The organism is Streptomyces sp. NPDC048606 (assembly GCF_040650855.1).
Lineage (GTDB): Bacteria > Actinomycetota > Actinomycetes > Streptomycetales > Streptomycetaceae > Streptomyces.
Genome location: NZ_JBEZIB010000029.1, coordinates 84,923 through 99,290 on the forward strand (window position 1 = coordinate 84,923; position 14,368 = coordinate 99,290).

The 14,368-nt window shown below is 74.3% G+C and carries 15 protein-coding genes; 9 read left to right on the forward strand and 6 right to left on the reverse strand.

The window, feature by feature from the left end:
- Positions 1–28 precede the first annotated feature (28 nt).
- From AB0D01_RS27945 to AB0D01_RS27985, 9 genes are all read left to right on the forward strand, one after another.
- On the forward strand, positions 29–475 hold the full coding sequence (locus AB0D01_RS27945) for a cupin domain-containing protein (protein WP_363059973.1): 447 nt from the start codon (positions 29–31) through the stop codon (positions 473–475).
- Complete coding sequence (locus tag AB0D01_RS27950) at positions 472–1,743, forward strand: beta-ketoacyl-[acyl-carrier-protein] synthase family protein (RefSeq protein ID WP_363059975.1); 1,272 nt, start codon at positions 472–474, stop codon at positions 1,741–1,743. The genes AB0D01_RS27945 and AB0D01_RS27950 overlap by 4 nt, the downstream gene beginning before the upstream one ends.
- On the forward strand, positions 1,740–2,993 hold the full coding sequence (locus AB0D01_RS27955; protein ID WP_363059977.1) for a beta-ketoacyl synthase N-terminal-like domain-containing protein: 1,254 nt from the start codon (positions 1,740–1,742) through the stop codon (positions 2,991–2,993). Before AB0D01_RS27950 ends, AB0D01_RS27955 begins: the two co-directional genes overlap by 4 nt.
- Positions 2,994–3,068: 75 nt before the next feature.
- Positions 3,069–3,323 (forward strand): acyl carrier protein, encoded by a 255-nt coding sequence (locus tag AB0D01_RS27960; RefSeq protein ID WP_363059979.1) that lies wholly within the window; start codon positions 3,069–3,071, stop codon positions 3,321–3,323.
- A 1-nt stretch (position 3,324) separates the two neighbouring features.
- Entirely contained in the window at positions 3,325–3,807 is a 483-nt protein-coding gene (locus AB0D01_RS27965; RefSeq protein WP_363059981.1) for an SRPBCC family protein, read from the forward strand.
- Between the two features lie 31 nt (positions 3,808–3,838).
- Positions 3,839–4,171 carry a TcmI family type II polyketide cyclase gene (locus tag AB0D01_RS27970; protein WP_363059983.1) on the forward strand — a complete coding sequence of 111 codons (333 nt, stop codon included), beginning with the start codon at positions 3,839–3,841 and terminating at the stop codon, positions 4,169–4,171.
- Positions 4,172–4,562: 391 nt separating this feature from the next.
- On the forward strand, positions 4,563–6,638 hold the full coding sequence (locus AB0D01_RS27975; protein WP_363059985.1) for an RICIN domain-containing protein: 2,076 nt from the start codon (positions 4,563–4,565) through the stop codon (positions 6,636–6,638).
- Between the two features lie 70 nt (positions 6,639–6,708).
- A complete protein-coding gene (locus tag AB0D01_RS27980; RefSeq protein ID WP_363059987.1) occupies positions 6,709–7,368 on the forward strand; it encodes an LPXTG cell wall anchor domain-containing protein in 660 nt (219 codons plus the stop codon).
- A gap of 88 nt (positions 7,369–7,456) precedes the next feature.
- Positions 7,457–7,981, forward strand: coding sequence for a DinB family protein (locus AB0D01_RS27985; protein WP_363059988.1), 525 nt, complete (start codon positions 7,457–7,459; stop codon positions 7,979–7,981).
- Positions 7,982–8,003: 22 nt separating this feature from the next.
- Here AB0D01_RS27985 and AB0D01_RS27990 read toward each other — a convergent pair whose 3' ends face one another.
- The 6 genes from AB0D01_RS27990 to AB0D01_RS28015 all read right to left on the reverse strand — a co-directional run bounded on the left by AB0D01_RS27990 (position 8,004) and on the right by AB0D01_RS28015 (position 14,368).
- On the reverse strand, positions 8,004–8,804 hold the full coding sequence (locus AB0D01_RS27990) for an alpha/beta fold hydrolase (RefSeq protein WP_363059989.1): 801 nt from the start codon (positions 8,802–8,804) through the stop codon (positions 8,004–8,006).
- Entirely contained in the window at positions 8,801–9,658 is an 858-nt protein-coding gene (locus AB0D01_RS27995; RefSeq protein ID WP_363059991.1) for an acyltransferase domain-containing protein, read from the reverse strand. The genes AB0D01_RS27990 and AB0D01_RS27995 overlap by 4 nt, the downstream gene beginning before the upstream one ends.
- On the reverse strand, positions 9,655–10,218 hold the full coding sequence (locus AB0D01_RS28000; protein WP_363059993.1) for a flavin reductase family protein: 564 nt from the start codon (positions 10,216–10,218) through the stop codon (positions 9,655–9,657). Before AB0D01_RS28000 ends, AB0D01_RS27995 begins: the two co-directional genes overlap by 4 nt.
- The gene (locus tag AB0D01_RS28005) at positions 10,215–11,270 is read right to left on the reverse strand and encodes a MupA/Atu3671 family FMN-dependent luciferase-like monooxygenase (protein ID WP_363059995.1); all 1,056 of its coding nucleotides are present in this window, start codon (positions 11,268–11,270) and stop codon (positions 10,215–10,217) included. Before AB0D01_RS28005 ends, AB0D01_RS28000 begins: the two co-directional genes overlap by 4 nt.
- Before the next feature lie 90 nt (positions 11,271–11,360).
- The gene (locus AB0D01_RS28010; protein WP_363059997.1) at positions 11,361–12,788 is read right to left on the reverse strand and encodes an MFS transporter; all 1,428 of its coding nucleotides are present in this window, start codon (positions 12,786–12,788) and stop codon (positions 11,361–11,363) included.
- A complete protein-coding gene (locus tag AB0D01_RS28015) occupies positions 12,785–14,368 on the reverse strand; it encodes an amino acid adenylation domain-containing protein (protein ID WP_363059999.1) in 1,584 nt (527 codons plus the stop codon). The genes AB0D01_RS28010 and AB0D01_RS28015 overlap by 4 nt, the downstream gene beginning before the upstream one ends.

Here is a 14,368-nt window from a genome sequence, read left to right on the forward strand (position 1 = left end):
CTCCGCGTACGCCAGGAGGAAGTCAGCGATGACCAAACATCACCCGCGGATCGTCGATCTCGGCGAGACCCAGCCCAACCGCAGGCGCGGAGGTGACCTGCGCGCCGTGCTCACCCCGACCTCGGTGGGTTCGACGAGCGGGTTCATGGGCCTGGCCGTGATGGCCCCCGGCGAGTCGATCGCCGAGCACTACCATCCCTACTCCGAGGAGTTCGTGTACGTGGTCAGCGGCACGCTGGAGGTGGACCTCGACGGCGACGCGCACCCGCTGCGCGCCGACCAGGGTCTGCTCGTCCCGCTCAACGTGCGCCACCGCTTCCGCAACGTCGGCGACACCGAGGCCCGGATGGTCTTCCACCTCGGTCCGCTCGCCCCGCGTCCCGAGCTCGGGCACGTCGACACCGAGGAGGCGCCGCACCCGGAGGCCACGGCCTGGGCGGAGCGGCCTCCGGAGCGCTCGGGAGCGGTCTCGTGACCCGCCGGCGGGTGGCCGTCACGGGGGTGGGCGTCGTCGCCCCCGGTGGCATAGGCACCACCGCCTTCTGGGACCTGTTGTCCAACGGCCGTACGGCGACGAGGGGCATCACCCTCTTCGACCCGGCCGGGTTCCGCTCCCGGATAGCCGCCGAGGTGGACTTCGATCCCGCCTCGCACGGTCTGGGGGCCGACGACACGGCCCGGGCGGACCGGTACATCCAGTTCGCTCTGGTCGCCGCCCGCGAGGCGGTGGCCGACGCCGGGCTGGAACTCGACGACGAGGACGCCTGGCGCACGGGGGTCTCCCTCGGCACGGCCGTCGGCGGCACCACGCGGCTGGAGCACGACTACGTGGCCGTGAGCCAGAAGGGCGACTGGTGGGACGTGGACCACCGGCTGTCCTCCCCCTTCCTGCACCGGGCGTTCACGCCCGCGACCCTCGCCTCGGCGGTGGCGGAGCAGACGGGGGCGCGCGGGCCGGTGCAGACCGTCTCGACGGGCTGCACCTCGGGCCTCGACGCCGTCGGGTACGCGGTGCACGCGATCCAGGAGGGTCGGATGGACGTCTGCATAGCCGGCGCCTCGGACTCGCCCGTCTCCCCCATCACGGTGGCCTGCTTCGACGCGATCAAGGCGACCTCGCCGAACAACGACGACCCGGCGCACGCGTCGCGGCCGTTCGACGCCGACCGGGACGGTTTCGTCCTGGGCGAGGGCGGCGCCGTCCTCGTACTGGAGGAGTGGGAGCGTGCCCGGGCCCGCGGGGCGACGATCTACTGCGAGATGGGCGGGTACGCCACCTTCGGCAACGCCCACCACATGACGGGGCTGACCGCCGAGGGCCTGGAGATGGCCCGTGCCATCGAGACGGCCCTGGCGCAGGCCCGGATCGGCGCCGAGGACGTCGACTACGTCAACGCGCACGGTTCCGGCACGAAGCAGAACGACCGCCACGAGACGGCGGCCGTCAAGCGGGTGCTGAAGGACCACGCGTACCGGACGCCGATGACCTCCATCAAGTCGATGGTCGGGCACTCGCTCGGGGCGATCGGCGCGATCGAACTCGCGGCCTGCGTGCTGGCGATGACCCACCAGGTGGTGCCGCCGACCGCGAACTACGAGACCCCCGACCCGGAATGCGACCTCGACTACGTGCCGCGCACGGCCCGCAGCCACACCCTGCGCAGCGTGTTGTCCGTCGGCAGCGGCTTCGGCGGCTTCCAGTCCGCCGTGGTCATGACCCAGCCCAAGGAGGTGCGCGCGTGAGCAGCCGCAGAGCCGACACGTCGCCGGCCGTCACGGGCATCGGGGTCGTCGCGCCCAACGGGATCGGCGCCGATGCCTTCTGGAAGGCCACCCAGGCGGGTGACAGCGTCCTGGACCGGGTGACCCGGCAGGGGTGCGAGCACCTTCCGGTGCGGGTGGCGGGCGAGGTACGGGGGTTTGAACCCAACTCGCTGGTCGAGGACCGGTTCCTGGTGCAGACGGACCGCTTCAGCCACTACGCGCTGGCCGCGGCCGATCTCGCGCTGGAGCACGCCCGGCTCGGTCGGGCGGACTACGAGGACGACCCGTACGCGGTGGGCGTGGTGACGGCCGCGGGTTCGGGCGGTGGCGAGTTCGGGCAGCGCGAGCTCCAGCGGCTGTGGGGGCAGGGCCCCCGCTTCGTCGGCCCGTACCAGTCCATCGCCTGGTTCTACGCGGCCAGCACCGGCCAGGTGTCCATCCGGCGCGGGTTCAAGGGCCCGTGCGGGGTGGTGGCGAGCGACGAGGCGGGCGGGCTGGACGCCTTCGCCCACGCCGGCCGGGCGATCCGGCAGGGCAGCCGGGCCATGCTGGTCGGTGCGACGGAGGCCCCGCTCGCGCCGTACTCGGTGGTCTGCCAGCTGGGGTACGAGGGGCTGAGCACCTGGGACGACCCGGAGCGGGCCTACCGGCCCTTCACCTCGAAGGCCTGCGGGTTCGTCCCCGCGGAGGGCGGGGCGATGTTCACCGTCGAGGACGCGACCGCCGCCCGGCGGCGCGGAGCGACGGTGCGCGCCCTGGTGGCCGGGCACGCGGCGACGTTCACCGGAACCGGGCTCCGGGAGGAGTCCGGGGAGGGGCTGGCGCACGCGATCCGCGGGGCGTTGCGGGAGGCGGGATGCGCTCCCGAGGAGGTCGACGTGGTGTTCGCGGACGCCCTGGGCACGCCCGAGGCGGACGCGGCCGAGGTGCGGGCGATCCACGCCGCCCTCGGCGGGCACGCGGCCGAGGTGGCCGTGACGGCGCCCAAGACGGGTTTCGGTCGGGCGTACTGCGCGGCCGGCACCCTCGACGTCGCCACGGCCGTGCTGGCCCTGGAGCACGGCGTCGTGCCGCCCACGCCGAACGTCTTCGACGTCTGCCACGACCTGGATCTGGTCACGGGCGGCGCGCGCGTGGCCCCGCTGCGGACCGCGCTCGTCCTGAGCCGCGGCCGGATGGGGTCGAACGCGGCACTCGTCCTGCGCAAGGGGCCCGAACACCCGGCCTAGGGATCGGACCCGGTTGGTCAGGGCCGCGCGCGGGTTCGGCGCGGCCCTCGGGAAGCACGAGAGAGAGAAGGCACCATGTCCGACCGACTGACCATGGAAGAGCTGGCGACCCTCATGAAGACCGCCGGCATCACTGTCGACCCCGGCGAGATGGCGAGCCGGCCCGACTCGCAGTTCGACGAGTACGGCCTCGACTCGCTCGGTCTGCTCGGCATCGTCGGCGAGCTGGAGAACCGGCGGGGCCGCGCGCTGCCCACCGACGCGGACCGCTGCAAGAGCCCGCGCGAGTTCCTCGACCTCGTCAACAACAGCCTCATGACCGGAGCCTGAGATGCCTGGACACACCGACAACGAGATCACCGTCAACGCGCCCGTCGAGCTGGTGTGGGACGTGACGAACGACCTGCCGAACTGGCCGGAGCTGTTCAGCGAGTACGCGTCGATCGAGATCCTGGAGAAGGCCGGGAACACGACGCGCTTCCGCCTCGCCATGCACCCCGACGAGAACGGGGTGGTGTGGAGCTGGGTCTCGGAGCGGACGGTGGACCGCGCGGGCCTCACGGTCAGGGCGCGCCGGGTGGAGACCGGCCCGTTCGCGCACATGGACATCCACTGGGAGTACGGGGAGGCCCCCGGCGGCGGTACCCGGATGCGCTGGGTCCAGGACTTCGCGATGAAGCCGGACGCGCCCATCGACGACGCGGGGATGACCGACCGCATCAACCACAACTCGCGGATCCAGATGGAACTGATCCGGGACAAGATCGAGAAGCTGGAGCGGGACAAGCGCAAGACCGTGACCGGTCGACGCTGAGCCCCCCACGAGACGAAAGGCACGAACTCCGATGCACCAAGCCCTCATCGTGGCGCGCATGGCGCCCGGTTCGGCCCACGACATCGCCGGCCTGTTCGCCGAATCGGACGCGGGCGAACTGCCGCGTCTGGTCGGGGTCAACCGCCGGAGCCTGTTCCAGTTCGGCGACGTGTACATGCATCTGATCGAGTCCGACACCGACCCCGGCCCGGCCATCGCCCGGGTCGCGGGGCACCCGGAGTTCCAGGGGCTGAGCGACCGCCTCGCGGCCTTCGTCAGCCCCCATGACCCCGAGACCTGGCGGAGCCCCAAGGACGCCATGGCCCACCGCTTCTACCGCTGGGAGCGCGAAGTGGGCCGGTAGCCGCGGTCGTCGGGTGGTCGTGAGCCCGTCGGGGGTGCCCTTGCCGTGACCGGAGCGCCGGTCCGCCTGGGCACCCGCGGTCGTGTGCCTCACCGCTCGTGACGGGGGATATTCGGCAGGTAGTTTTTGCGTGAATACCTGACTGAATTCCCGTCAACAAGGTTCCGCCTACTATCTCGATTTGATAACGAGATGGCCGCAAAGGCCTGGACCTTTCCGACGCGACGCGCGTAACTCCCTTTGTTTTTAATCAAGTTGACAGATCATCAAATTCGACCGCCAGGTAACGGATAGATATCCCGAGCCTGGCTCCCGTTTGTCCGAATTCTCCGCGGCTCCCTTCTGGCAAGCTTCCGCGCACCCACTCTCCTGACCAGGACTTGAGGTGCGCATGACATCCCGTTCCACCGCGCGACGCTCCGGCGGCCGCAGACGCCGCGAACACCGGCGCAAACCCCGCAGGCTGCTGCTCGTCGCCGCGGCGATGGCCACGGCCGGCCTCATAGCCGGCGGCATCGCCTGGTCCGACCTCGGCGACGACGCCGGGGCGACCACGGCCGTCGCGGCCGGCGCGCCCGACTCCCCCGCCCCCGAACCGGCCGCCGCGCCGGCCCGGGACGAGGAGCCCGCCCCCGTCACCGCCACCCCCGCGAACGAGGGCGCGCGCGGCCTGGTCTACGACGGACTCCAGGCGGCGCCCAAGGGCGACCGTTGCGCCGGCGTCTACCGCACCGGCGCCGGCCACTGCACCCACGGCCCCGACGCCCCGCCCGGGGGCGTCGACATCAAGAAGGACGTCGAGCCCGTCGTCCGGGTCAAGGCCCCGGCCGTCGACCCGGCCGCGGCCGGCGGCGACGGCCCCGCCGCGGAAGGCGCCGGGCGTCCTCAGGACGCGCCCGCCGCCGACGCGCAGAGCGCCAAGTCCGCCGCCGCCCCCGCCCCGCCGACCACCGGTGAACGCACCCCGGCCGCCGGCCCCGCCGGCCAGACCGTCCAGTGCGACGGCGACGGCACCACCGGCAACCGCGTCCAGGTGGTCTACGTCCACCCGCCCGGCGGCGACCGCTTCGCCGAGTACCAGGCCTCGTTCCGCAAGTGGGCCGCCGACGCCGACGTCATCTACGCGGCCAGCGCCAAGGAGACCGGCGGTGTCCGTCACATCCGCTACGTGACGGCCGCCGACTGCACCCCGGTGGTGCTCAACATCGAGCTCCCGGCCTCCGCGCTCGCCGAGTTCAGCGCCACCAACAGCGCGCTCGCCGCCAAGGGTCTCGACCGCCGCGACCGCAAGTACATGATCTTCGCGGACTCCAAGGTGTACTGCGGCATCGGCACCTTCAACGGCGACGAGCGCCCCGGCCAGAACAACCTGAGCAACTTCGGCCCCTCCTACGGGCGTACCGACTCGGGCTGCTGGGGCGGCCACACCGCCGCGCACGAACTCGGCCACAACCTGGGCGCGGTCAACAACAGCGCGCCCAACACCAGCCGGGGCGCCCACTGCACGGACGAGTGGGACGTGATGTGCTACTCGGACACCCCGTACTACCCGAAGATGCGCAACGTCTGCACCAACCAGGCCGCCGAGAACATCCTGGACTGCAACCACGACGACTACTTCCACACCAGTCCGAAACCGGGCAGCTACCTCGCCACCCACTGGAACATCGCGGACAACCAGTTCCTGATGCGCTCCGCCGGAGGCGGCGGCACCGACCCCGGTCCCGACCCCCGGCCCAGCCCGAAGCCGACGCCCAGCCCCACCAAGACGCCCACCGGCGGACCGAAGGTGACGGCCGGCCAGGTCCAGGCCGACTCCGCCGTGCTGAGCTGGCCCAAGGTCGAGGGCGCCGCCTGGTACCAGGTGATGCTGAACGGCAAGCACCTGACGTGGGTCCAGTCCACCAGCCTGCGCGTCTACAACCTGCGTCCCGGCACCGCCTACACGGCCGCCGTCTCGGTCCGTGACGCCTCCGGACGCGACAGCGGCCCCGGAACGGCCGCCTCGTTCCGCACGACCGACGCCGGCGGTGGCGGCACCGCCCCGGGGACCCGCTACGTCCTCGGCAACGGCAGCAGCGGCATGGCAGCCGAGATCTGGGGCGGGCGCACCGCAGACGGCACCGTGCTGGTCACCGGCCGGACCAACGGCTACGCGCAGCAGCAGTGGTTCTTCGACGGCGCCGGCAACGGACTGGTGCGGATCCGCTCCGCCGTCTCCGGCAAGTGCCTCCAGCCCGGCGGCGCCCCGGCGGCGGGCATGTGGGTCGCCCAGCAGCCCTGCGGCAACGGAGCCGCGCAGACGTGGCGGATGACCTCCCGCGACGGCGGGGTGAGCATCACCGACCCGAGCGGCGGCTTCGCCCTGACCGTCGGCAACCGCCCGTACTACGGGAACTGGCTGCTGGAGTTCCAGCGCGCGGACGGTCGTCCGGCGCAGGTCTGGACGGCCCGCAAGGCCGCCTGACCCACCCCGGCGGGCGGTCGCACCGCGCGGCCGCCCGCCGTACCCCTCCCTCCCACACGCCTGGAGCACCATGACGACACGTCCGCGACTCACCCTTCCCCCGCCCCTGGCCCTCCTCGGCTTCCTGTTGGTGCTGACCGTGCAGGCGTTGGCCCTGGCCCTGGCCGCGGCGGGTCCGGCGCGCGCGCACGGCGACACCCTGAAGGTGGTCATCACCGGCCAGCGCGAGGGCCGCGTCACCGCCGACATCACCTGGGAGAACGACGGGGACCCCGTCGAGGAGGCCGTGGCCGCCACCGTCAACGCGGTCAGCGCCGACAAGAGCCGTACGGTCGGCCCCGGTCGGCTGGTCCGCGACGGCGACCGGCCCGGCGGCTGGACCGCCGCGGAGCCGCTGCCGCCCGGTGCCTGGACGGTGACGGTGGACGTGGGCTTCCCCGCGCTGGGGCACGCGGCCGGCGAGGTGTCCGTCCCGGTGGTCGACCCGGCGCCGACCGCCACCCCGACCCCGACCCCGACCCCGCCCGCGAGCGGCACTACGGACGCCTCCCCCGCGCCCGCGTCCCCCGCCGCGACCGCCACCCCGCCCGCCCCCTCCGACACGGCCCCCGCAACGCGGCCGGCCGGCGGCTCCGGGGACGACACCGGATGGTGGACCACCGCCGGGGTGGCCGCGATAGCCCTGGTGGGTGCGGCGGCCGGGGTGTTCCTGCGCCGAAAGCGCCGCTGACGGAGTGTCGGCCCGCGCCCGGGGGCGCGGGCCGCGCAAGGTGGCAGCGGTGCCCGACGGTCGGGCGGGAACGGGTCCGGTGACGCGCGTGAAGGCCACGGAAGTGATCGCGGACGGGTTCGGACGCGTCCGGGAGGTCGTCCACGAGGTACTGGACGGGATCGGCGCCGAGGCCCTGAACGCCCGCCCCGACCCGGCCGCCAACTCCATCGCCTGGCTGGTGTGGCACCTGGCCCGGGTCCAGGACGACCACGTCGCCGACGCCGCCGGCCTCCCCCAGGTGTGGCGCGAGGGCGGCTGGGCGGACCGCCTAGGCCTGTCGCTGCCCGTCGCGGCCACCGGGTACGGGCAGACCGCGCGGCAGGCGGCGGCCGTCCGCGTCGACTCCCCGGAGCCCCTGCTGGGCTACTTCGACGCGGTCCACGAACAGAGCCTGCGCTTCGTGCGCTCCCTGTCCGCCGCCGACCTCGGCCGGGTCGTCGACGCGCGTTGGGACCCGCCCGTCACCCTCGGCGTACGCCTCGTCAGCGTCCTCGCCGACGACCTCCAGCACGCCGGACAGGCGGCCTACGTCCGCGGCCTCGTCGAGCGCGGCGCCGCGCACGGCTCCTGAGCCCCCGGGGCCCCCGGGCGCCTCACCAGACGGACAGCAGGCCCGGGGCCGCCGTGTCCACCTCCTCCACGATCCGCCCGACCACCTCGGCGGCCCGCCCGCTCCAGTAGAAGTGACCCCCGGGGAACCAGTGCGCCCCCACCGTCGTGTCGACGCCGGCGGTCCAGGCGGTCAGCTGCTCGCGGGTGACGACGTGGTCCTCCTCGCCGCCGAACAGCGACACCGGAACCGTCAGTCGGGCGGTGGCGGGCGGGCGCGGGGTCCAGGTCTCCACGGCCCGGAAATCGGCCCGCAGCCGCGGCTCGTAGAGCCGCCACAGGTCGTCGTCCTCCAGGATCGCCGTGGGCAGCCCGCCCATCGCGGCCAACTCCCGGCGCAGCCGCGCCGCCTCCATCAGGTGCAGCGGCTCCCCCGGCACCGGCTGCTCCCCCTCGAACGGCGACTCGCAGGCGGAGACGCCCAGCCAGACGGGGGCGGGCAGGCCCCGTTCGGCGAGCTGCCGGGACAGTTCGTAGCCGACGAGGGCGCCCATGCTGTGCCCGAAGAGGGCGAAGGGGGCGTCCCGGATCCAGGGACCCACGTCCTCGCGCAGCCGGGCCGCGAGCCCCTCCACCGTCGTGTGCGGCGCGAGGCCGCTGAGCGGGCCGCGGCCGGGGGCCTCCAACAGGACCACGTCCCACTCCTCGGGGAAACGCTCGACCCAGTCGACGTAGGCCAGGTGCGAGCCGCCCGCGTGGTGCAGGACGAACAGGCGCAGCTCCGGATCGTCCACCGGGCGCGGCCTGATGACGGCGGTGCCGGTCCGCCGGTGCGTCGGGCTCACGCTTCCGCTCCTTCCGCGCGCAGCGCGCGCAGCATCCGGGTCAGCACCTGGCTGTCCCCGATCTCCTTGAACTCGGTGTCGGGATCGGCCTCCAGCAGGCCTTCGACGGTCTCGCGCCAGCGGACGGGGTGGTCGATCTGGCGGGTCAGCACGGCGGCCGGCGGCCCGGTGTCCCCGTAGGGGCGGGCGGTGTGGTTCGCCACGACGGGGAAGCGGGGCGCCTCCAGGGCGGCGGCCTCCAGCAGCGGGGCGAAGGCCTCGGCCGCCGGGGTCATGTGCCGGGTGTGGAAGGGGCCGCTGACCTTGAGCCGGCGCACGGTGCGGGCGCCGGCCTCCCGCAGGAGGGCGGCGGCCTCCTCCAGGGCGGCGAGGGGGCCCGCGACGATCGTCTGGTCGGCGGTGTTCCAGTTGGCGACCTCCACGTCGACCAGGCCCGCCCGGCGCAGCAGCAGGCGGATCACCGCCTCGTCGAGGCCGATGACCGCGGCCATGCCGCCGCCGGTGACGCCCGCCATGGCCCGGGCCCGGCCCAGGACCAGGCGCAGGCCGTCGGCGAAGCCGAAGACCCCGGCCGCGTGGAGGGCATTGTACTCGCCGAGGCTGTGGCCGATGGCCACGTCCGGTGCGGGGGCGTCCTCGCGCGCGGCCTCGTAGGCCAGCGCGTTGACGACGTAGACGGCGGGTTGGGTGAACTCGGTGCGCTCCAGTCGGGCCGGGTCCTCGCACAGGGCGCGGACGGGATGGCCGAGCACCTCGTCGGCCTCGGCGACCCGCTCGGGGAACCGGTCGAACAACGCGGCTCCCATGCCGGGGCGTTGGGAGCCCTGGCCGGGGAACATGAAGACGCGGGTCATGAGAGGGCTCCCGACGGGGTGAAGCGGCTGTCGGCGAAGGTGAGGGCGGGCCGGTCGGAGAGCACCCCGAAGGAGTGGACGCGGCCGAGGAGGAGGGTGTGGTCGCCCGCCGGGTGGGCCTCGGCGACCGCGCAGTCGAACCAGGCGACGCCGCCGAGGAGCAGGGGCGCGCCGGAGTGCGGGGCGGGGCGGTGGGCCCGGCCGGTGAAGGCGGCGTCCCCCGTGGGGCGGGAGCGGTCGGCGAACCACAGGGCGTCCGCCTGCTGTTCCTCGGCCAGGACGGTGACGGCGAAGCTCCAGGCGTCGAGGGCCTGGTCGTGCAGCCGGGAGCCGCGGGCGAGGGAGACCAGGACCATGAACGGGTCCATGGAGACGGTGGTGAAGGAGTTGACGGTGGTGCCGTGCGGCCGGCCGTCGGCGCCGACGGTGGTGACGACGGTGACCCCGGTGGGGAAGCGGCCGGCGGTGCGGCGGAAGTCCCGGCCGTCGGCGGGAGCGGGGCCTGCGGCCGTGACCGCGTTCGAGGTCGCGTGCGTGGTGGTGGTGTCGGTGGTGGTCATGCGCTGTTCCTCCGCAGTTCGTCGAGGAGCGGCAGGGCGTCGAGGACGGTCTTGGCGGGAGCGCCGAAGTCGATGAGGCAGGCCACCTCGTCGACCCCGGCGGCGGCGAGGCTCCCGACGAGGCGGGCGGCCTTGGGGAGCGTGCCGAGGAGGCCGCCGTCCTCGTAGAGCCGGTCGAAGGCGCGGGCGGCGAGGAAGTCGAGGTCCTTGTCGCGCAGTTTCGCGGGGTCGAGGCGGCGGGCGCCGCCGTGGGCCTGGGAGGCGAGCAGCAGGTTGACGGAGGTGCGCAGGTAGCGGGTGAGGGGTTCGCGCACCAGCTCGCGGGTGGCGTCCTCGTCCTCCCCCAGCAGCGTGTGGACCATGCACACGACGTGCCCCCGGTCGCCGGGGACCGCGTCGGGGCGCGCGGCGTAGGCCTCGCGGTAGGCGGCGGTCTTCTCGGCGAGGTCGGCCGGATCCTGGCCCAGGAGGTGGGTCAGGACGCCGGCGCCGAGCGCGCCCGCGGCACGGAACGTCTCGGCGCCGCCGGCGCTGGTGATCCACACGGGCAGTTCGGCCTGGACGGGGCGCGGGTAGGAGCGCACGCGGCGCGCGGCGCCGGTTCCGTCGAGGACCTCGGCCTCCTCGCCCCGCCACAGCCCGCGGACCTGCCGGACGGTGTCGACGAGGACCTCGCGGCGGTTCTCGTACGCCTCGGGGCGCAGGGCGAAGTCCGTGGCGTGCCAGCCGGAGGCGAAGGCGAGGCCGACGCGGCCGGCGGAGAGGTGGTCGACGACCGCCCACTCCTCGGCGATCCGCAGCGGGTGGTGCAGGGGCGCGACGACGCTCCCCGCCCGGATGGCGACGCGGCTGGTGGCGGCGGCCAGGGCGGCGCCCGTCACGGCGGGGTTGGGGTAGAGGCCGCCGAAGGGGTGGAAGTGGCGTTCGGGGGTCCACACGGCGGCGAAGTCGTGGGTGTCGGCGAAGCGGGCGCCGTCGAGGACGAGGTCGTAGCGGCCGGCGCCGTCGGGGGCCGGGTCGTCGTTGCCGAAGTAGAACAGGCTGAAGTCCACCGAAGGGTCTCCGAGTTCGTGAGGGTGGAAGAAGGGGCCGGGCACGCGGGCGCTCCGGGACGCGGTGGCGCCGGCCGCGGCCTCGGCCGGTCAGGCCGTGACGGTGTCCGGCCGCTGCCCGACCGCCGCGGTGGCCCCGCCGGGTGCGGACGACACCGCCGGGACGGGGGCGGGGGCGGTGGCCGAGGCCGGCGCCGACGCCGTGGGCGCGGCCGAGGCCGGCGCCGGAGCCGAGGGCGCAGTCGCGGTCGGGGGCTCGGGCGTGGCCGGGGCAGGTGTGGCTCGGGGGGTTTCGGGCTGTGGGAGGTCGCGGGTGCGGGCCGCCCAGCGGGCCGTGGCCGGGGTCGCCAGGCCCCCCGCGAGCAGCAGCGCGCCGAACAGCAGCCAGCCGGGCGCGCCCCAGCCGATGATCACGGCGGTGGTGAGGATCGGGGTCACCGCGCCGCCGACGCGCTGGGCCAGGTTGAACATGCCCTGGTACTGGCCGTGCGCGTCCTGCGGGGCCAGTTCGTAGGACAGCGCCCAGGAACCCGCCGAGTGCAACATCTCCCCGCACACGTGCACCACCGCGCCGACCACCAGGCAGACGGCGGCGACCCAGGCGGGCTGCCCGGCGGAGAGGGCGAAGACGGCGCAGCACACCGCGAGCAGGATCCCGGAGCGGCGCATCGCCCGGGCGCCTCCGGTGACGTCCTCGGCGCCCCTGCTCATCCGCACCTGGAACAGGACGCACAGGGCGGTGTTGACGAAGACGAGTGCGGCGAAGATCGAGACGGGCGCGTCCGTGCGCTCGGTGATCCAGATGGGCAGGGCCACGGTCAGCAGGGCGTCGGTGCCGAGGACGAGGACCGCGTTGAGGACGGACACCGCCAGGAACGGGCCGTCGCGCAGGACGTTGCGGCGCGGACCGCCGGCGGCCCCCGCCGCGGGGGCCTTCGTACGGGGCAGCCGCAGGCACAGGAGGGCGGCGGCGGTGAACAGCAGGCCCGCGCCGGCCAGCAGCCACCGGTAGAGGGCGCCGGAGTCCCCGGCCAGCGCCAGGCCGCCCAGCAGGGTGCCGACCGCGAGGCCGACGTTGATGACGGACTGGAGGTAGGCGCGGGCGCGCACCCGCTCGGCGGCCGGCACGGCCTCCGCGATGAGGGCGCCGCGCGCGGCGGCGCCGCCCGCGTCGGCCATGGCGGAGAGCGCGACGACGACGAGGAAGCCGGTGAAGCCGCCGGTCAGGGCGTAGCAGCAGACGGCCGCGCCCTGGGCCGCGCCGAACAGGACGGAGGTGTTGCGCGAGCCGAGCCGGTCGGAGAGCCGGCCCGCCGGGATGCTGACGAGCATCGCCAGCACGGCGGCGACGGTCAGGCCGAGGCCCACCCGCTCGGAGTCGATGCCGACGGCCCGGATGAAGAAGAGCACGCTCACGGAGAGCAGGAAGCCGTTGGCGACGGTGCGGGCGAGGTTGCTGACGGCGAGGACGCGCACGACGCCCGGCGGCGGTCGCAGGTCGTGCAGGAGCCGGATCATCGGGCCGCTCCCGCCGGCCCGTGGGTGAAGCGGGCCGTCAGGGCGGGCCGGTCGATCTTCCCGTTGGCGTTGAGCGGCAGGGCGTCGAGGTGCTCGTAGCGGCGGGGCACCATGTGGACCGGGATCCGCTTGCGCAGCCACAGCATGACGTCCGTGGCCTTCGCGGGCGTACCGGTGTGGACGCCGACGAGTTCGGTCTCGTCCGGGCCGGGTACGGCGAGGACGACGGCGTCGGCGACGTGGGGGTGGTCGCGCAGCGCCGCCTCGATCTCGCCGAGTTCGATGCGGTAGCCGCGGACCTTGACCTGCGTGTCGAGGCGGCCGAGGTGGACGAGGGTGCCGTGCTCGTACCGGACGCGGTCGCCGGTGCGGTACCAGTGCCCGGCCGTGAGCGGGCCCTCGCCGCGGTGCTCGACGGCGGGGCGGCCGGTGCCCGGGTCCCAGGACACGAAGCGTCCCGCGTTGTCGGCGGGGTCGAGATAGCCGTCGAAGCGCTGGGAGCCGCGTACGACCAGTTCCCCCTCCTCGGCGGGCAGCCCGTCCGGGCCGAGGACGGCGTGCTCCAGGAAGGGGTACACGGGGCCGATCGGGATGGTGCCGTTGGAGGTCGAGGTCCAGTCCTCCGGGTTCTCGGGGAGGCGGAACTCGGTGCAGGCGACGGTGAGTTCGGTGGGGCCGTAGACGTTGTCGATCCGCGCCTTCGGGGCCGCCTCGTGCCACAGGCGGGCCTGGCGGGTGGTGAGCTGCTCGCCGATGAAGACGGCGTGGCGCAGGTCGGGGGCGAGTCCGGCGGGCAGTTTGCCGAGGCGGGCGGAGACCGAGACCACGGACGGCACCGAGAACCAGTGCGTGATGCGGCGTTCGACGACGTAGCGCACCGGTTCCAGGAGTTCGGCACGCTGGGGGACGACGAGGGTGGCGCCGCCGCCCCAGGTGACGAACAGGTCGAAGACGGAGGGGTCGAAGGTGAGGTCGAAGGTGTGCGAGACGCGGGCGCCGGGGCCGACCTCGAAGCGGTCGATGTTGTGCTCGATGTACGGGGCGAGGTTGCGGTGGCGGACCGGGACCCCCTTGGGGCGGCCGGTGGAGCCCGAGGTGAACAGGACGTAGGCGACGTCGTCCGGACCGGTGGTGCGCGGCGGGAGGGCGCGCGGGTCGGTCGCGGGCAGGGCGGCGGTCTCCTCGTCGGTGAGGGTCAGGACGGCGATCCGCCGCTCCGGGGCGGTGAGTTGCGGGGCGCCCGCGCTGTCGGCGAGCAGCACCTCGGCGCCGGCCAGTTCCCACACGGCGCGGTTGCGGGCCACGGGGTAGCCGGGGTTGAGCGGGGTCACGGTGGCGCCCAGGCGCAGGGCGGCGAGGTAGCCGGCGAAGGCGGTCAGGGTGCGGGAGGCGAGCAGGGCGACGCGGGCGGGGGCGGCGCCGCCGTTGGCGCGGAGCACGGCGGCGGCCACGGCGGTGGCGCGTTCGTCGAGCCGGCGGTAGGTCCACGTGTCGCCGTGGACCTCCAGGGCGGGCTCGTCGGGGTAGTCGGCGAGGGAGCGGGCGAACCAGCCGTACAGGGTGGTGTCGGTGAAGGTCAT